Genomic DNA, 19,000 nt, shown 5'->3' with positions numbered 1-19,000 from the left:
ACCGGCTGTCTAGGCGTCGATGCGGTCCCGGTCCAGCATGGCCGCTCCCGCGACAATGAAGTCCTTGCGCGGAGCAACATCACTGCCCATCAGGAGCTCAAAGGCACGCTCGGCGTCGGCCGCCTGGTCGATGCGCACCCGGCGCAGGGTCCGGTGCCGCGGATCCATAGTGGTCTCGGCCAGCTGGTCGGCGTCCATCTCACCGAGGCCCTTGTACCGCTGGATGGGCTCCTTGTAGTTTTTCCCGTCCTTGCGCAGCTTCGCCAGCAGGGCGTGCAGCTCCTTCTCGCTGTAGGTGTAAATCATCTCGTTGGCCTTGGACCCGTGGTGGATGACCTCCACCCGGTGCAGCGGCGGAACTGCCGCATAGACCCTTCCGGCCTCGACCAGCGGCCGCATGTACCGGAAGAACAGCGTGAGCAGCAGGGTGCGGATGTGGGCGCCGTCGACGTCGGCGTCGGTCATGAAAATCACCTTGCCGTAGCGAGCGGCGTCGAGCTGGAAACTGCGTCCGGAGCCGGCGCCGACCACTTGGATCAGTGCGGCACATTCGGCGTTGGACAGCATGTCCGCCACCGAGGCCTTCTGCACGTTCAGGATCTTGCCGCGGATCGGCAGCAGCGCCTGGTAGTCCGAGGAGCGTGCCAGTTTGGCGGTGCCGAGCGCACTGTCACCCTCAACGATGAACAGTTCGGAGCGTTCGCTGTCATCGATCCGGCAGTCCGCCAGCTTGGCCGGCATGGAGGACGTCTCCAGCGCGTTCTTGCGGCGCTGGGTCTCCTTGTGCTGGCGGGCGGAGATGCGCGATTTCATCTCCGAGACGACTTTCTCCAGCAGCAGCGCGGACTGGGCCTTGTCGCCGCGGGCGGTGGAGTTCAGCCGTGCGGTGATCTCCTTGTCCACCACCTTGGCCACGATTGCCCGGACGGCCGAGGTGCCCAGGATCTCCTTTGTCTGGCCCTCAAACTGGGGTTCGGCAAGGCGGACGGTCAGGACGGCCGTGAGGCCGGCGAAAACGTCGTCCTTTTCGATCTTGTCGTTGCCGGCCTTGAGCTTGCGGGCGTTGGCCTCGATGACCTTGCGGAACGTCTTCAGCAGGGCCTGTTCAAACCCGGCCTGGTGGGTGCCGCCCTTGGGGGTGGAAATGATGTTGACGAAGCTCCGGATGTTCGTTTCGTATCCGATGCCCCAGCGCAGGGCAATGTCCACCTCGCATTCGCGCTCCACTTCGGCGATCTTGCTGTGTCCGGAATCATCGAGCACGGGCACGGATTCCTTGAACTTTCCGCTGCCCTGCAGCCGCCAGATATCAGTGACGGGAGCGTCTGCGGCCAGGAAGTCAACGAACTCGGTAATGCCGCCGTCGTGCTGGAATACCTCTTCGATGGGTCCGGCCTCGCCGGGAGTGCCCGGGAGCCGACGCTCATCGCGCAGGGTGATCCGCAGGCCGGGAACCAGGAAGGAGGTCTGGCGGGCGCGGGCCTGCAACTCGGTGTAGGAGAACTTCGCGTCCGGGGTGAAGATCTGCCGGTCCGCCCAGTAGCGGATCCGGGTTCCGGTCACTCCGCGCTTGGCCTTGCCGACCACCTCCAGCCGGGAGCTGTCCAGGAAGGGCGAAAACTTCGCTTCGGGGTTCGGCGACCTGCCCGTGTCCGCGAAGTGTCCCGGCTCGCCGCGCCGGAAATTCATCTGGTAGGTCTTGCCCGCGCGGTCCACCTGCACGTCCAGGCGCGAGGACAGGGCGTTGACCACGGAGGCGCCCACGCCGTGCAGTCCGCCTGAGGCGGCGTAGGAGCCGCCGCCGAACTTGCCGCCGGCGTGAAGTTTGGTGAAGACCACTTCGACCCCGGAGAGCCCGGTTTTCGGTTCGATGTCCACCGGGATGCCGCGGCCGTCGTCGTGGATTTCCACCGAGCCGTCCGGATGCAGGATGATTTTGATGCTCTGGCCGTATCCGGCCAATGCCTCGTCGACGGAGTTGTCGATGATCTCCCACAGGCAGTGCATGAGCCCGCGGGAGTCTGTGGAGCCGATATACATGCCCGGGCGCTTGCGCACGGCTTCGAGCCCTTCCAGTACGGAAAGGTGGCGGGCGTTGTACTCAGTGTTTCGGGGCGCCACGTGTTTGAAACTCCTCAGGCCTGGGACCGTTTGTCGGCAGATTCGGTCGGCAGATCGCGGACCGGCTGCAGCCCGGACGGAACCGGGCTACTTCCAAGGTTAAGGCCCACCGGTGACACTGCCCGCCAGCGACTCAGCACCGGTGAACTACCTCACAACAGAACGCCCGGTTGGTACGCGCAGAGCGAAAGGGGCCCCCGGCTGCGAAGACTGGGGGCACAAAGATGGTTATATGAAGTATCAACACCCTTAGGAGGCTTTCATGACAGCAGCAGTAGCTACTCGTGAACTGAACACACTTGACCGCTGCGACCGCTGCGGCGCGCAGGCGTACGTACGTGCGGTACTGGAATCCTCGGGTGGGGAGCTGCTCTTCTGCGGCCACCACGCACGGGCGGTGGAGGCAAACCTCCGCCCCCTGACTTCGGAATGGCAGGACGAGACTTCCCGCCTGACGGCCAAGGCCGCAGCAGTCCCGGCAGACTAGCGCCGCGCCAGCGGCGGCCCGGTTATCCGGGCTCCACACACCTTGCAAAAGGCTCCTCCCCGGCGGGAGGAGCCTTTTTCATGGGTGCCGCCGTGTTTTTGCGGCCTTGTAGTGGAATGGCGCGGAAACGCAAAACGCCTCCGACCCGCTTCTGCGGATCGGAGGCGTTGAGGCTGCCTGCTGCGGCGGTGCAAAACCACTGCGCGGGCGGACCCGAATCGCTTAGTCCAGGTAGTCGCGCAGGACCTGGGAGCGGGACGGGTGGCGCAGCTTGGACATGGTCTTGGATTCGATCTGACGGATCCGCTCACGGGTAACCCCGTAAACCTTTCCGATCTCATCCAGCGTCTTGGGCTGGCCGTCGGTCAGGCCGAAGCGCATGGCCACAACACCGGCTTCACGCTCGGAGAGGGTGTCCAGCACCGAGTGCAGCTGCTCCTGCAGCAGTGTGAAGCTCACGGCGTCAGCCGGAACAACAGCCTCGGAGTCCTCAATGAGGTCACCGAACTCGGAATCTCCGTCTTCACCCAGCGGAGTATGCAGGGAGATCGGCTCGCGGCCGTACTTCTGCACTTCCACGACCTTTTCAGGGGTCATATCCAGTTCCAGGGCCAGCTCTTCAGGGGCGGGCTCGCGGCCCAGGTCCTGCAGCATCTGGCGCTGGACGCGGGCCAGCTTGTTGATGACCTCGACCATGTGCACCGGAATGCGGATGGTGCGGGCCTGGTCAGCCATGGCGCGGGTGATGGCCTGGCGGATCCACCAGGTGGCATAGGTGGAGAACTTGAAGCCCTTGGTGTAGTCGAACTTCTCGACGGCACGGATCAGGCCCAGGTTTCCTTCCTGGATGAGGTCCAGGAAAAGCATGCCGCGACCGGTGTAACGCTTGGCCAGTGAGACCACGAGCCGGAGGTTGGCCTCCAGCAGGTGGTTCTTGGCACGCTTGCCGTCATGGACGATGAACTCCAGCTCGCGCTTGAGCTTGGGGTCCATATCCGGATCGGCTGCGAGCTTCTCTTCGGCAAAGAGCCCGGCTTCGATGCGCAGAGCCAGATCGACTTCCTGCTCTGCGTTCAGCAGGGCAACCTTACCGATCTGCTTCAGGTAGTCCTTGACCGGATCTGCGGTGGCACCGGCGGAGACGACCTGCTGAGCAGGGGCGTCGTCGTCGTCGGCATCGGAGTACACAAATCCTGAACCGGTCGGCGCGGCCTCGGGTGCGTCCGCGGCATCGAGGTCCGGCTCAGCGGGCTCGGAGTCTGTCTGCTGCTCATCCTCTTCGGCGGCTGCGGCGGCCTTTGCCGACTTGGCTGTCTTGGCGGCGGTTTTGCGGCCGGCTGCAGTGGTACCTGACTTAGCTGCGGCAGGCTTCCGCACTGCAGGCTTGCGGACTGTCTTCACCGCGGTCTTTTCGCCGGCAGCGGGTTCCATCGGAGCCGAAGCTTCGTCTGCGGCAGTGCGCTTGCTTGCAGTGTCAGTCTCTTCGACTGCAGTTGTCTTTCTCGGCGACACAGAAAACCTTTCATACGGCGGGCTGTGGAATCGCCATTGGGGGCAACACCACTATGACCCTGTCAAGTCCGTGCTTGATTTCAAGCGATCCCATCCACGCGGTGCTCTTAATGGAACACACGTGCGGCGGTTTCTGTTCCCTCTGCACAAACGGCAAAAGGCCCAAAAGCGACACTTGATACACGAACCCGACCGGGTCTCGGTTCCCATTGTCTCATGATTTCCTGCAGCCGCCATCACTGCCCGGGCCGATACCGCGGCCGAACCTGCCGGTTTCCTCCGCGTTCTCCCGCCGTCGGCACGGCCGGCCCTGCCCTCCGGGGTCCCGATCAGGGGCCGTCTGACGCCGCAACGACCTGCGTATGGCGATAAACGGCGAAAGCCCGGCGCAGTGGAACCTAGGCCCGGGCGGTGCCCGGGTTCTGTTCCGGTGCTGAGCGCCAGGCGGTTTCAGCGTTTCGGGCCCAGACCGGAAACATGCCGGTGGCCAGGAGCTCGTCGAGCAGTTCCGCCAACCGGTACCCCGGATAACCCTCCAGACACCGGGACAGGTAGACCCGGGCCCGGGACCCCCTCCCCCGAGCCCATTCGACCCACGCCAAGAGGCTGAGCAGGGCGGCGGCGGCTTCACGGTCGACGTGCGCTCCATCCGTACCGCCCCCTGAAGCGGCCGCAAGCAGTTCACTGAAGACCGCAAACGCCGCATCCATTCCGGCCCAGTCCGGAACTCCTGCATATGCACCGACCAGCACGTCACGGAAATCCTGCCCCGGATCGGATGGAGCATTCCTTCGCAGCCCGCCGCCCCTCCCGGGTCCCGGTGTCGGGACCGTCCGCGGGCCGGGCTCCGATGCCGTTCCGGGTACCGCAGCGGGGACTGCTCGTCGGCCGGGGTCCGCGGCCGTTCCGGGACCGTAGTCCGGCGACCCCCCATCCGGTGCCGGCCAGGCGTGCGCCTGTCCGCTGTTTGGCGGCAGCAACGGTGCTCCCTCCTGGTCTGACAGCAGCCCGCAGGCCTCGGCCCCGTCCAGAGCGGCGCCGCTGCCCAGAGCGGCCATTACCAAGAGGGTGTCGCGCACCGGCCGGGCATGCAGGCTGGCCAGTAGGAAACCGGCCGCCTCGGGGTCCGTGCGCAGCTGCGGGCAGCCCTTCCCCGCCGGGGGCCGCTCAGACCCGCCCGGCTCCTCCGGCGCAGCCCCGTTCCACAACGCCTCCCAGAATGCGAGGGTGCAGGCAAACTGGGAACGCCGGCACCAGCGCCCCGTGAGCCGCCGGGTGTACAGCGTCCGGTGCCGTGCAGCATCTTCGGCGCTTGCCCACTCCCGCGGCAGGTCACAGCCGACGGCTTCTTCCAGGGAACGCGCGTAGGCGCTGCCCTGGAAGACCATTTCGGCACTGAGGGTACTGTCGGTGATCTGGCCCAGCGAGTGGCCCGGCCAGGGGCAACAGGCGCTGTCGGTGCAAAAGTACTCCCGCCAGGTACTGTCTGACACGAGCCACCCGTCGCGGATGGGAAGCCCTGCCTCGGAGAGGTGCCGGCCGAGCTGATCGATGAGTCTGCGATGGGGCGGAAAGCCCGGTTTCTTCCACTTGCGGTGGGTGTACATCGCCATCAGGACGCCGTTGGCGGATCCGTCGGAACGCAGCAGCTCCGTGACCCGGACTGCGAAATCCGAGTAATCAACCGCTGGGGCCGGCAAATCAAGCCGCAGCGTGGCGCCGAGCCTCGAGGAATCCATGGTCATGAGCACCAGGGACTCGTGCGGAACAAAACCGAGGCTGTGGGGTATGAAGGCGAGGATGTCCACCGGTCCGCTGACCGGAAACGGATCCTGCGCGTATCGGCCGCTGGGAGAGTTCGTCATGCCTCGAGAGTCGCGCGCTCACCGCAACCCGGCCATCCGGCGCAGGGCAACTGTGGACACAAACCCGGCATGGGTGTGCTGCTGTCCGCCGTGGAGGAAGAGTCCGGTCATCTATCCGAAGGATTTGCTCCACGGCGTGCCCCATACCCGCACGAGTATCTGCATAACTGCACGAAGGATCAGTTCACCAACTCGATGGCGTCATCTGCACAATGTGGACGCCGGGTACGGAGGCGATCCATCGTGCAGATCAGGGGCTTTTCCGGAGAATCCATCCTGCAGATCATCGACACGGCAGCTCGGCACCGAGCCGGTGCTGCCGCCCGCGGACGCTACTCGGAGCCGGACTCGGCGGCACCGGCATCGCCGGCGGGACCGCCCCCGCCCTGCCGGGACCTGCGGGCAGCCTGCTTCGCCTGCCGTTCCCGGGCAATGGCCTGCCTCAGCGGCGGCAGCCGGAGTCCGTTCTCGGCCATGCGAGCGCGGACCCGGGACCTGGTCCGGAGGATACCGGCGACCCCCAGGGCCATCACCGCGAACTGGACGGCAAGCGCAATCCGGAATGAATCCAGGGCATACAGGTCTCCCCCGGAAAAGCCGGAGGCGTTCAGCACATCCAGCACCACCCCGATCAGGTACATGGAAACCAGCGAGGCGATGAACCCGCCGATGTTCACAATGCCCGTGGCAGTGCCCAGCCGGTGGCCCGGGTTGTAAGTCCGGGCGAAATCAAAGCCGATCATGGACCCGGGTCCGCCGACAGCCAGCACGGCCACCAGCACCGCGAGCAGCCACAGCGGTGCCGGACCCGGATACAGCAGTACGGAGAGCCAGGCGCCGGCCATGGCGGCAGCGATCAGGAGCACCATGGTGGACCGCCGCAGCGGGTGGCGCCCCACCCAGGAGCCCAGCCACGGACCGCATACCACCGCTACCACAACAAACAGGGTCATCAGGGCCGATGCCCGGGAGGATTCCACTCCTTCGGCACTGACCAGGTACGGGAAGCCCCACATCATGACAAAGACGGTCCCCGGGAACTGGATGGTGAAGTGGGTCCACATGCCCAGCCTCGTGCCGGGCTGCCGGAAGGCCTCGGCGAGCGACGTGGCGGTTTGGCGAAGGGGCAGCAGCGGCGGCGCCTCAGCCCCGCGGGGACGGTTGCGCACCACAAGCAGGGTGAGGACGAGGGTCAGGACGGAGAGGGACGCCGCGGATACAAAGGCAGTGTTCCAGCCGAATTTATGCAGGACAAACGCGAACGGAACCGCGCTGGCAATCTGGCCCAGCTGGCCGATGATGCCGGTCCACTGGGTCAGGACGGGGATGTGCCGGCCGTCGAACCAGGCCGGCAGCAGCCGAAGGACGCTGATGAAGGTCAGGGCGTCACCGGCACCCACCAGCGAACGGCCAAGGATGCCGCCGCCCACCGAGTCGGCGGTGGCCAGCTGCAGCTGTCCGGCCAGCATCAGCGCGGCACCGCCGGCAATCAGCAGGCGGGGGCCGAACCTGTCCACGAGAACGCCGACGGGAATCTGCAGTCCGGCGTACACCAGCAGCTGCACCACGGTAAAAACCGAAAGGATGGAGGCAGTGGCGTCAAACCGCTCGGTGGCCTCCAGCCCGGCAACACCGAAAGTCGTCCGCTGGGTTACGGCGGCAAGATAGGCCAGGACACTGATGCCCCAGACGAGCCAGGCGCGGGTGCTGTTCACGGCAGCACCTCCGTGCCGTTAGTCCCTGGGGTAGTCCCGCGGTGCCGTTCCGGACTCCCGGCCCGGCTGTCCCGACGTGTCAGTGTTCCCACCAGTTTCTGAGTCCTCCGTTAAGCTTTCATGATTCTCCGGCCACAGCGCCTCGGATTCCTCCTCGGCCTGCGGGCTGGCCAAATATGCCTCGACCGCAGCCCCGAGTTCCTCCGCATCCGCAAGCTCGTCGTTGTCCTTCACGAGCAGGGAACGGCGCACGGTGCTGTCCGTATATTCGTCGTAGCGCTTCTCCAGCGTAGCCACAACGCCCTTGACTTCCGCCGAGGCCTCCACCTGTTCGGCGATCTGGCGTTCGACGTCGCGTCCGGCTTCGCGCAGCCGGTCGGTGGGCAGCACCAGTGACGCGGCCGCGCCCAGGTACTCCAGGCCCGCCACCGCCGCAGGCGGGAACTCCGCTTCCGCCAAATAGTGCGGCACGTGCATGGCGTGGCCGACGACGTCGACTCCTGCCTGCGTCAGGCGCAGCTCCAGGATGTGGCCCACTGCTGCCTGGATCTGCGCGCTAGGCCGCCAGGAGCTGATGCCCGCCATGAGGTCGGGCCGGTTGCCGTGGACGGTCACGCCCACCGGGCGGGTGTGCGGCACGGGCATGGGGATCGAGTGGATCCAGCTCACCTGCTGCACGTCAAAGGTCTTGGCCAGATGCACGACGGCGGCGGCGAACCGTTCCCACTGCACGTCGGGTTCGAACCCGGTCAGGAAGAGGAAGGGCTCGCCCAGGCCGTCGTAAAGCCGGTAGAGGTTAAGCAGCGGCGGCTCGTAGTCCGCCAGGTGGTCTTCTGCAAAGGCGATCTGGGGGCGGCGGGCGCGGTAGTCGATGAGCTGGTCGACGTCGAAGGACGCCACCAGGTCATGATCGAGCGTTTCCAGCAGCTCGTCGCGGATTTGGGAGACGACGTGGCCGGCCTCGGCAAAGCCGGTAAAGCCCATCAGAAGCTGCAACCCGTGCAGGTCGGCGTCGTCAGCCACCTCCGGATTCAGATTGAACAGGGTCAGCGGATCAAGCATGTCTTCCCCTTCAGTGCTTCCATGTGCTTCGGTCTCCCGAGGTTTGCGGTGGTGTCCCCGCTCAGGCTGCGGAGGAAATCTCCGCTCGCGGCTGGGGCGGCGCAGGGTGCGCTGTTTACTCAAGGGTAAACGCCGCCGTCCCTGCGTTTCATTCCCGTCCGCCGAGGGCGCACTCCCGCTTCACGGGCCGCTGCGGCGCCGGCAAGAGACTACGATCTGTACTGAGGAGCCGCTCCGGCATTACGCGGGACGCGGGAGTACGCGGCACCAGCAACCAAATTCGTGCAAACGTAAGGATGAAACTTCGTGGTCAAAACGAACGAGCCAAATCTGTCGGTGGTCTCCCGGGACGTGCAGAAAGTGCCGGCCCAGGCACTGGTAGTGGGAATTGGCCAGACCTCCGGCGGCCCCGTTCTGGTTGAAAGCCCGCTGAGCCCGAAGGCCGCTTCGGCCCTCGCCGCGTCCCTGCCCCTCCTCGGAGTCACCGGTGCCGCAGACGAGGTCCACCGCCTGCCCGGACTGCCCGAACTCGAAGCAGAGATGCTTGTCCTGGCCGGCGTCGGCAAGGTCACCGCAGGGGTTCCCCTGAGCGAAGAGGCCCTGCGCCGCGCTGCGGGATCCGCAGTCCGCCAGCTGGCCGGCACCGAATCGGTGGCCCTGGCCCTGCCCGCCGCCACCGTGGCCGACGCAGCCGCAGTTGCCGAGGGCGCCCTGTTCGGCGCCTACAGCTACACCGAGCACCGCACGGACAAGGCCACCGCACCCAAGGAACCGGTCCGCAGCATCATCGTTGTTACTCCCGCCGCCGAGGAGAAGGCACTGAAGCCGGCGCTGGAACGTGCCCGGATCCTGGGCCGGGCCGTGAACGCCACCCGCACCCTGGTGAACCAGCCTCCGAGCCACCTCTATCCGGAAACCTTCGCCTCCGCCGCCAAGGACCTGGCCAAGCCGCTGTCGGCGAAGGTCAAGGTCACGGTCATGGACGAAAAGAAGCTTGAGCGCGACGGCTTCGGCGGACTGATCGGTGTAGGCAAGGGTTCTTCCCGTCCGCCGCGCATGGTCAAGGTGGAATACGCGCCGCAGCGTGCCAAGGCCAAGCTCGCGCTGGTCGGCAAGGGCATCACCTTTGATTCCGGCGGACTGTCCCTGAAGCCGGCCGCCGGCATGCAGACCATGAAGTGCGACATGGGCGGCGCCGCCGTCGTCCTGAACGCCCTGCTGGCGATCGCTGAACTCGGGCTGCCCCTCAAAGTCACTGCCTGGCTGTGCCTGGCCGAGAACATGCCCTCGGGTACTGCCCAGCGCCCCGGCGACGTCATGACGACCTACGGCGGCCGCACCGTGGAAGTCCTGAACACCGACGCCGAAGGCCGCCTGGTCATGGCCGACGGCCTGGTCGCTGCCTCCGAGGAGGCTCCGGACGTACTGATCGACGTTGCCACCCTCACCGGCGCGCAGATGATCGCCCTGGGCAACCGGGTCTCGGCCGTCATGGGCGAGGAAGGCGTGCGCGACGCCGTGAAGGCCGCCGCGGACCGCTCCGGAGAACTCTTCTGGCCGATGCCCATTCCCGAAGAACTGCGCGCCAGCCTGGATTCCTCCGTCGCGGACATCGCCAACCACGGCGAGCGGTTCGGCGGCATGATGACGGCCGCCAGCTTCCTGCGCGAATTTGTCGGCGAGGTCGACGGCGTCAAGATTCCCTGGGCCCACCTCGACATCGCCGGCCCGGCCTTCAACGAAGGATCGCCCTACGGCTACACGCCCAAGGAAGGCACCGGCGTCGCCGTCCGCACGCTTGTTGCGTACGCCGAAGACGTGGTGTCCCGCTCCGCCTAGGCGCGGCCTATAGCACCGGCCCCGTACAGGGACCACCCGGAACGACTGTTGTGACTGGTGTTTCTCGTTACACTTCCCGCCAGCGGGCCTTCACCGAGTGGATGGAGGCCTGCCGGCGGGATAGTGTGAGAGACAATCACAACCGCCCAAATCACTAAAACGACGCGCCCATGTGCGTCACCGATTACGCGAGGGAGCGTCCAAGTGGCCGAAAAGGCAACTGCGCAAGAATTCGACATCCTGATCCTTGGAGGAGGAAGCGGCGGTTACGCCGCAGCCCTTCGCTCCGTGGAGCTGGGTTTCTCCGTAGGACTCATTGAAAAGGGAAAGCTGGGCGGCACCTGCCTGCACAACGGCTGCATCCCCACCAAGGCGCTGCTGCACTCGGCGGAAATCGCCGAGAACGCCAAGTCCGCATCGAAGTACGGCATCAACGCCACCTTCGATTCCGTGGACATGACGGCGGTCAACTCCTACAAGGACAACATCATTGCGGGCAAGTTCCGCGGCCTGCAGGGCCTGATCAAGTCCAAGGGCATCACCGTTATTGAGGGTGAAGGCAAGCTCACCAGCGAAAAGACCATTGAGGTCAACGGTGAGACCTACACCGGCGCCAACATCATCCTGGCCACCGGCTCCTACTCCCGCTCACTGCCGGGACTGGAAATCGGCGGCAAGGTCATCACTTCGGACCAGGCCCTGAAGATGGACACCATCCCCAAGAGCGCCATCATTCTGGGCGGCGGCGTCATCGGCGTCGAGTTCGCCTCGGTCTGGAACTCCTTCGGCGTGGACGTCACCATCATTGAGGGCCTGCCCTCTCTGGTCCCGAACGAAGACGCTGCAATCATCAAGCAGCTGGAGCGTGCGTACAAGAAGCGCGGCATCAAGTTCAGCACCGGGATCTTCTTCGACAACGTAAAGCAGAACGACGACGGCGTTGTCGTCACGCTTGCCGACGGCAAGACCTATGAAGCTGACCTGATGCTCGTGGCCGTGGGCCGCGGACCGGTTACCGCCAACCTGGGCTACGAAGAAGCCGGCCTGACCATGGACCGCGGCTTCGTCATCACCAACGACCGCTTGCACACCGGCGTGGGCAACGTGTACGCCGTCGGCGACATCGTTCCCGGCCTGCAGCTGGCCCACCGCGGCTTCCAGCAGGGCATCTTCGTGGCCGAGGAGATCGCCGGCCTCAAGCCGGTCATCGTCGAAGACGTCAACATCCCGAAGGTTACCTACTGCGAGCCGGAAATTGCTTCGGTGGGCCTGACCGAAAAGGCAGCCAAGGCCAAGCTGGGCGACGAGAACGTCCAGGTCCAGGAATACAACCTGGCCGGCAACGGCAAGACCTCCATCCTGGGCTCCTCCGGCCTGATCAAGATGGTCCGCGAAAAGGACGGCCCCATCGTGGGCGTCCACATGATCGGCGGTCGCATCGGCGAGCAGATCGGCGAAGCGCAGCTGATCGTGAACTGGGAAGCCTACCCGGAGGACCTGGCGAGCCTGCTGCACGCCCACCCGACGCAGAACGAAGCCCTCGGTGAGGCCGCCATGGCCCTCGCCGGCAAGCCGCTGCACGGCTAGGACAAGAATCACCTGCTTAGTGCACCCGGCAGCCAACCCTCCGGGTGCACTAGGCTTTCCACCACCAGCACCAGCGGTACGGCTGGTCAACAGATCTAATAAGGAGAAACGGGGACAATATGTCTGAAACCGTGAACTTACCCGCCCTTGGTGAAAGCGTCACCGAAGGCACCGTCACCCGCTGGCTCAAGGCCGTGGGCGACAGCGTCGAGGTAGACGAGCCGCTGCTGGAAGTTTCCACCGACAAGGTGGACACCGAAATCCCGTCGCCGATTGCCGGCGTCATTGAAGAAATCCTCGTTGCCGAAGACGAGACCGCCGAAGTGGGCGAGGCACTCGTCCGCATCGGCGACGGCTCCGGTTCCGGCGAGCAGATGGACGACGGCGGCAGCGCCGCCAACCAGGAAGCCCCCTCCGCGCAGGCAGCCGAAGAGGCCCCCGCCGAGGAAGCTCCGGCACCGGAAGCTCCCGCCGAGTCCTCCGACTCCGGCGCTGAGAGCGGCTCCGGCGAAGGCACCGACGTCACCCTGCCTGCACTGGGCGAGTCCGTCACCGAAGGCACCGTCACCCGCTGGCTGAAGGCCGTGGGCGACGACGTCGAGGTTGACGAGCCGCTGCTCGAGGTCTCCACCGACAAGGTCGACACCGAGATCCCCTCCCCCGTTGCCGGCAAGCTGCTGGAAATCCGCGTCAACGAGGACGACACCGCCGAGGTTGGCGCCGTTCTGGCCGTCATCGGTTCCGGTGCCGCCGCTCCGGCCAAGGCCGAGCCGAAGGAAGCCGAGCCCGTAGCGGCAGCCTCCAACGACGAGCGTGAAGCCCCGGCTGCAGAGCCGAAGAAGGAAGAAGCACCTGCCCCGAAGCAGGAGAAGAAGCCTGAGCCCAAGGCTGAGGCTCCCAAGCAGGAAGCTCCGAAGCAGGATGCTCCCGCCGCCTCCGAGTCCGAAGGCACCTACGTCACCCCGCTGGTGCGCAAGCTTGCCAACCAGCACGGCGTGGACCTGTCCACGGTCAAGGGTTCCGGCGTGGCCGGCCGCATCCGCAAGCAGGATGTCCTGGAGGCTGCCGAAGCCAAGAAGGCAGCGGAGTCCAAGCCCGCCGCCGCACCGGCTGCGTCCCCGGCTTCCTCGTCCTCGTCCTCGGACAAGGCAGCACCGGCACAGATCAGCGAAGCAAGCGCCAAGCTGCGCGGCACCACGGTGAAGGCACCGCGGATCCGCCAGACGATCGCCCGCCGCATGGTCGAGTCGCTGCAGGTTTCCGCGCAGCTGACCCAGGTCCAGGAAGTGGACATGACGCGCATCGCCAAGCTGCGCGCCTCCGCCAAGGAATCGTTCGCGGCCCAGAACGGCGCGAAGCTCACCTTCCTGCCGTTCATTGCCAAGGCAGTGACCGAAGCCCTGAAGCAGCACCCGAAGCTGAACGCTTCCTACGATTCGGAAGCCCAGCAGATCACGTACCACGACGCCGAGCACCTGGCGATCGCCGTGGATACCGAAAAGGGCCTGCTGGTTCCGGTCATCAATGATGCCGGCGACCTGAACATCGCCGGTCTGGCCAAGCGCATCGGCGACGTCGGTTCGCGGACCAAGAACGGCAAGATCGGACCCGACGAGCTTTCCGGCGGAACGTTCACGATCACCAACATCGGTTCCGTGGGCGCGCTCTTCGACACCCCGATCATCAACCAGCCGCAGGTGGGCATCCTGGGCACCGGTGCGATCGTGAAGCGTCCCGTCGTCCTGACCGACGCCGAGGGCAATGACACCATTGCCATCCGCTCCATGATGTACCTGTCCCTGTCCTACGACCACCGCCTGGTGGACGGCGCCGATGCAGGACGCTTCCTGCAGACGCTGAAGGCACGGCTCGAAGAAGGCAACTTCTCGGCCGACCTGGGCCTGTAGTTCCGGACCCCTCCGGCGCACCATGCGAAGGGCGCTTCCCCCTCGGGGAGGCGCCCTTCGCCGTCCGGCGCTCCCCCGCCCGCACGGCCCCCGGCCCTATTTCTACATGTTGTCGAAGTGTTATTCGGGCGGGCCCCTTCCGGTTCGATAATGCTGACAGAGTGTCGGTAAGCTGGAATCATGGACTTCCTACAGAGCTTCCTCGTTTTCCTGCACATCCTCGGCGCCGCCATCATCGTCGGCCTCTGGTTCGCCAGGATCAAGAACCCCACGGTCATGCCGGGCCAGTTCCACGGCGCACTGCTGCAGCTGGTCACCGGCCTCCTTCTCGTCGGCCTGGCCGAGATGGGTGACGGCGACGTCAACCACATCAAGATCGCCGTCAAGCTGGTGCTTGCCCTGGTGATTGCCGTACTCGCCTTCATCGGCCAGCGCCGCTACAAGAAGGACCAGCCGGTGAGCGGACTCCTGGCCAACGGCGTCGGCATCCTGACGGTCGTCAACATCGCCCTGGCCACCATGTGGTAACCACGCCTGACAGGTATGCCTGCGGATTGTCTCGGCTGCGCAGCGGCTCCGGCGACTGCGCGGCAGTAGATCCTGCCGCACGAGTCTGAATAGGATGGGATGAAGCGCCGGCGCCTGCCGGCCTTCATCCCATCCGCTTTTAAGGAGCCCCCATGGCTACAGTCCGCTCAGCCCACACCGTCTGGAACGGCGATCTCTTCAACGGCCAGGGCGAGGTCACCCTCGACAGCTCGGGCCTGGGAACCTACGACGTTACGTGGAAGGCCCGCGCCGAGGAAGCCAACGGCAAGACCAGCCCTGAGGAACTCATTGCCGCGGCGCACTCCGCCTGCTTCTCCATGGCCTTCAGCAACGGCCTGGCCGAAGCCGGCAAGACCGCTGAGCGCATTGAAACGTCCGCCAACGTTACCTTCGTTCCCGGCACCGGCATCACCGAAAGCCTGCTCAAGGTCACGGCCGTTGTCCCGGGCCTCACCGCCGAAGAGTTCGAGGACATCGCCGAGGCCGCCAAGAGCGGCTGCCCCGTCTCCCAGGCCCTCGCCGGGATCAAGATCTCGCTGGAGGCAACACTGGAGTCCTAACCCCGCGCGACACGGCAGAAGGTGCCGTTCCCGATGTCTTCGGGAACGGCACCTTCTGCCGTGCGGGGGTTCGGTGAGGGCTGGGCCGGGCTAGTGCCTGCCTGCCTCCCGGTCAACGGCCGTCCCGGCGGCCGACACCGGTCCCGGCGTGCCCGTCCGGCCCTGCTGCCCGCCGGCGTCGGCGTCGGGCTTCGGCTGCCGGCGCGGCGGCAGCGGTGCCGGCTGCAGCGACGGGTAGCCGGCCAGTGCCGGCGGCTCGTCGGTGGGCAGCTCGGAGAGCATCTCCTTCAGGATGCCCACGCCGTGCTCCAGCTGGGGATCCTCTCCTGCTGCGTAGGCATGCGGCGGGAACGGTACTTCGATGTCCGGATCGACCCCGTAGTTTTCCACCGTCCAGTCGATGCCGCCCGTGATCCAGAAGCCGTACCGCGGCTGGTTGACGCCGGTCCCGTCCACCAGCTTGAAGCGGCCGTCAATGCCGACAACTCCGCCCCAGGTCCGCATGCCCACCACGGGCCCGATTCCGCGCAGCTTGGCCACCTGGGTGATGATGTCGCCGTCGGACCCGGCAAACTCGTCGGTGAGGATCACCACCGGTCCCCGCGGAGCATGTGCCGGGTAGGTTCCGGGCTGCTCGCCGCGCGCCAGCGTCCAGGCGGTGACCTTACGGCCAATCAGTTCCGCCACCAGCTGGGAGGTGTGGCCGCCGCGGTTGCGCCGCACATCCACGATCAGTGCGTTGCGGGACGATTCCTGGTCCAGGTCACGGTGCAGCTGTGACCAGCCGCTGGCCACCATGTCCGGAATGTGCAGATACCCGAAACCGCCGTTGGACGCTTCCCGGACTATCCTGCGGTTCGCCGCGACCCAGTTCTGGTAGCGCAGGCGTTCCTCACTGCGCAGGGGCACGACGGCGATGCGGCGCTGGCTCGGCGCGCCGGCGCCGTCCCGCGGTGAACGGACAATGGTCAGTTCCACGGTTCGCCCGGCCGCGTTGGAAAGCAGCGGGGCTGGCCCCTGGTCCACGGACACGGGCCGGCCGTCGACGGCGGCAATGACGTCACCGGGGTGCACGTCCGCCCCGGGAGCTGCCAGCGGCGAAACAGCCTGCGGATCGGACGACTCGGAGGACAGGATCCGCACGACTTCCCATCCGCCGGCACCGGGACGCAGGTCCGCGCCCAGGAATCCCTGGGCGCCGGCACCGGGTTCTGCCGCAGGTTTGGGCATGACGTATGCGTGGGAGGTGCCCAGCTCGCCGTGCATCTCCCACAGCAGGTCCACCAGGTCATCATGCGAACCCAGGTTCTCCACCAGGGGACGGTACCGGGCGTGGATGCCCTCCCAGTCCAGTCCGCCCATGTCGGGCGCCCAGAAGAAGTCCCGCTGCAGCCGCCAGGCCTCATCAAATTCCTGGCCCCAGACCTTCACCGGTTCCAGCAGGACACGGATCCGGCTGAGGTCCACGGTGACGTGCTCGGGTGAGTCGTTGTCGGCGCGCGACGACGACGGGACGGCATGCACCTGCTGTTCGTGGACGTAGACAACCTTCCGGCCGTCGCCGCTGATCTCGTAATCATCCAGCGCCGGCACCAGGACCGAAACGTCCTTTTTCTCCAGGTCAAAGCGTTCCAGCCGGCTTGCGGGCTGGCGGTCTCCGGCCGAAGCCCGGCCGTCCCCCGTGACGCCATAGCTGTCCGAGGCGAGCCACAGCAGGGCGCCGTCCGCGGCGGTGAGCTTTTCATAGCGGCCCTGGGGCACGGGCACCGCAATGATTCGGTCGGAGATTCCCGCCTCGTCAACCACGGAGCGGGGACCGGTTGCCGCCGGTTCCGCCGCATCATCCGAGGCCACCGGCTGCTTTTCAGCCCGCGGGACGGGAAACCCGTGGACGGAGGGACCGAAGGGGGATGGGGTGTCCGCGGCCAGGGCCACGAGGAAGGGCTTGGTCGATGACGGGAAGCTCAGGTCGAAGCGGTGGGTGTCGTAAACGGGGTCGAAACTGCGCTCGGACAGGAACGCCAGGTAACGTCCATCCACTGTGAAGGCCGGGGCATGGTCGCGGAACCGGCCGTCGGTCACATCGATGATGGCCGCTGCGGGGTCGTCGACACGAACCAGCCGGATCCGGGCGCGGGCGCCTTCTCCGGTGACGGGCTCCGCCCAGGTAAGCCACTGCGAGTCGGGTGAGAACGCAAGCTGGTCAACGGCTCCGTGGCCGGTGGTGGCAACACGCCGAAGGCTGCCCGTCTCCGGGTCCAGGAGGAAAACTTCTCCGTATTCGGTGGACACGGCCACGGCTGTTCCGTCGCTGGCTGCGGCGATCTGGGCCACGCGCGTCGGCTTGTCAAAGGGGATGCGCAGCGTCCGGGCGGACTTTTCGTCCCCGGCTGCGGGCGCTGCTTCTTCCTGTTTCCGCTGCTCCGCCTGCTCGCCGGCCGGCTCTGGAGCCTTCGCCGCTTCCGCCGGAACCGGCGCGGTAACGGCAGAAGCCGGAACCGGAGTGCCGGTAGCTGCGGAGACCGGGCGGGGCAGGTCCGGCTCGGGCTCTGCCGCTTTGGGTGCCGCAGCGGCCGCCGGCCGGGGAGCCTCCGCCACCGAGGAGGCGGGGACGGGGGCTGCGGGCAGATCCAGGTCGGCAAAGACGCTGCGGACATAAAGGGATTCCTCGCCGCCCTGGTCCGCCACATACACGGCGCGTCCGCCGGTCAGCGGCCGGCCCAGGCGGGCGCGGACGGCGGAGTCAGCCTCGATGACGCGGGACGGACCGTCGCGGTGCGTCAGCCAGTGCAGCGTGCCGTGGGTTTCCACCACTGACGCTGTTCCTTCGGTGTCCGGCAGGACCGAAGCCAGATGGGCTCCGGCGTTCAGCTGCCGCGGACGGCGGCCGGTGCCCGCCGATCCCAGCGTGATGTCCAGGGGCCGGGCCTCGCCGTCCAGGGAGGGGAGCAGCCACAGGGTACCGGCGGATTCGAAGACGATCCGCTGGCCGTCCGTCGATGCATGGCGGACGTAATACTCGCCAAAGTCCGTGTGCCGGCGCAGGTCGGTCCCCTGCGGCGTCACTGAATACAGGTTGCCGTAGCCCTCATGGTCGCTGAGGAAGACAACCCGGCCGTCGATCCACATCGGATCCGTCAGGTTCCCGTCCAGCTCCGGCACGAGACGTTCAAATTCACCGTTGCCGTCGGCGTCGATCCACAGTTTGCCGGCGGTGCCGCCGCGGTAACGCTTCCACCAGGCCGGTTCGCGGGTCATCACGGAGCCGACGACGACGGGGCGTTCGTCGCCCACTGCGGGACCCTCGGCTACCGCATCAACCGGCCCGTAAGGCAGGGCCCGCGGAGCGGATCCGTCCAGCGGAACTTCATAGGCCCAGCGCAGCCTGAAGTCCTCGTGCTCGAAGGGGCTGATGGCGATCACGCTGCCGGAGGGGCTGAAGCCCTTGACCCGGGTGCCCTGGTTCCCCCAGTACGTCAGTCTGCGGAAGTTTCCGCCGTCAGTGTCTGCCGCCACCACCTCGGGCGCGCTGCCCTGCACCACGCTCCAGGCGATGGTTGCTCCGTCGGGTGAAAACCGGGGATTGCGTGCCGGAAGCTGCATGGAGGAGATCCGCCAGGCGCGGCCGCCCGCCAGCGAGGCCACCCAGACGTCATCTTCCGCTACAAAGGTAACGAGGTCGTCGTGCAGATCGGGAAACCGAAGATAGGGAGTTGAACTCATTCCTCGATCCTATCTTTCTGCCGGCCCGGGGCTGCTCAGGACAGGGCCGCCGGCGGCAAGTCCCCGGCCAGCG

12 protein-coding genes are annotated in these 19,000 nt (G+C 66.3%); 6 read left to right on the top strand and 6 right to left on the bottom strand.

Annotation, left to right across the window (positions count from 1 at the left end):
* Window positions 1-9 precede the first annotated feature (9 nt).
* Window positions 10-2,121, bottom strand: a complete 2,112-nt coding sequence (locus WKB88_RS00750; protein ID WP_341392635.1) for a DNA gyrase/topoisomerase IV subunit B — start codon at window positions 2,119-2,121, stop codon at window positions 10-12.
* A gap of 262 nt (window positions 2,122-2,383) precedes the next feature.
* Here WKB88_RS00750 and WKB88_RS00745 point away from each other — a divergent pair, with 262 nt between their 5' ends.
* Window positions 2,384-2,608, top strand: a complete 225-nt coding sequence (locus tag WKB88_RS00745; RefSeq protein WP_341392634.1) for a DUF7455 domain-containing protein — start codon at window positions 2,384-2,386, stop codon at window positions 2,606-2,608.
* Window positions 2,609-2,830: 222 nt separating this feature from the next.
* Here WKB88_RS00745 and WKB88_RS00740 read toward each other — a convergent pair whose 3' ends face one another.
* The 4 genes from WKB88_RS00740 to WKB88_RS00725 form a co-directional block, all read right to left on the bottom strand.
* A complete protein-coding gene (locus WKB88_RS00740; protein ID WP_341392633.1) occupies window positions 2,831-4,120 on the bottom strand; it encodes an RNA polymerase sigma factor in 1,290 nt (429 codons plus the stop codon).
* Between the two features lie 398 nt (window positions 4,121-4,518).
* Window positions 4,519-5,985, bottom strand: a complete 1,467-nt coding sequence (locus tag WKB88_RS00735; RefSeq protein WP_341392632.1) for a DUF4192 domain-containing protein — start codon at window positions 5,983-5,985, stop codon at window positions 4,519-4,521.
* A 332-nt stretch (window positions 5,986-6,317) separates the two neighbouring features.
* A complete protein-coding gene (locus WKB88_RS00730; protein WP_341392631.1) occupies window positions 6,318-7,700 on the bottom strand; it encodes an MFS transporter in 1,383 nt (460 codons plus the stop codon).
* Window positions 7,701-7,718: 18 nt separating this feature from the next.
* On the bottom strand, window positions 7,719-8,762 hold the full coding sequence (locus tag WKB88_RS00725) for a proteasome assembly chaperone family protein (protein WP_341392630.1): 1,044 nt from the start codon (window positions 8,760-8,762) through the stop codon (window positions 7,719-7,721).
* Between the two features lie 306 nt (window positions 8,763-9,068).
* Here WKB88_RS00725 and WKB88_RS00720 point away from each other — a divergent pair, with 306 nt between their 5' ends.
* The 5 genes from WKB88_RS00720 to WKB88_RS00700 all read left to right on the top strand — a co-directional run bounded on the left by WKB88_RS00720 (window position 9,069) and on the right by WKB88_RS00700 (window position 15,204).
* On the top strand, window positions 9,069-10,601 hold the full coding sequence (locus tag WKB88_RS00720) for a leucyl aminopeptidase (RefSeq protein ID WP_341392629.1): 1,533 nt from the start codon (window positions 9,069-9,071) through the stop codon (window positions 10,599-10,601).
* 204 nt (window positions 10,602-10,805) lie between these two features.
* The gene (gene lpdA / locus WKB88_RS00715; protein WP_341392628.1) at window positions 10,806-12,188 is read left to right on the top strand and encodes a dihydrolipoyl dehydrogenase; all 1,383 of its coding nucleotides are present in this window, start codon (window positions 10,806-10,808) and stop codon (window positions 12,186-12,188) included.
* 119 nt (window positions 12,189-12,307) lie between these two features.
* Complete coding sequence (gene sucB, locus WKB88_RS00710; RefSeq protein WP_341392627.1) at window positions 12,308-14,095, top strand: 2-oxoglutarate dehydrogenase, E2 component, dihydrolipoamide succinyltransferase; 1,788 nt, start codon at window positions 12,308-12,310, stop codon at window positions 14,093-14,095.
* A gap of 180 nt (window positions 14,096-14,275) precedes the next feature.
* On the top strand, window positions 14,276-14,623 hold the full coding sequence (locus WKB88_RS00705; RefSeq protein WP_341392626.1) for a hypothetical protein: 348 nt from the start codon (window positions 14,276-14,278) through the stop codon (window positions 14,621-14,623).
* Window positions 14,624-14,775: 152 nt separating this feature from the next.
* A complete protein-coding gene (locus WKB88_RS00700; RefSeq protein WP_341392625.1) occupies window positions 14,776-15,204 on the top strand; it encodes an OsmC family protein in 429 nt (142 codons plus the stop codon).
* A gap of 90 nt (window positions 15,205-15,294) precedes the next feature.
* On the opposite strand, the gene WKB88_RS00695 is transcribed toward WKB88_RS00700, so the two are convergent.
* A complete protein-coding gene (locus WKB88_RS00695; RefSeq protein ID WP_341392624.1) occupies window positions 15,295-18,927 on the bottom strand; it encodes a S41 family peptidase in 3,633 nt (1,210 codons plus the stop codon).
* Window positions 18,928-19,000 lie beyond the last annotated feature (73 nt).

Source organism: Arthrobacter sp. G119Y2 (genome assembly GCF_038069765.1).
In the GTDB taxonomy this organism is placed as follows: Bacteria; Actinomycetota; Actinomycetes; order Actinomycetales; family Micrococcaceae; genus Arthrobacter_B.
Note: the sequence above shows the minus strand (reverse complement) of the source record. Positions and strands in the feature narration are given on the sequence as shown.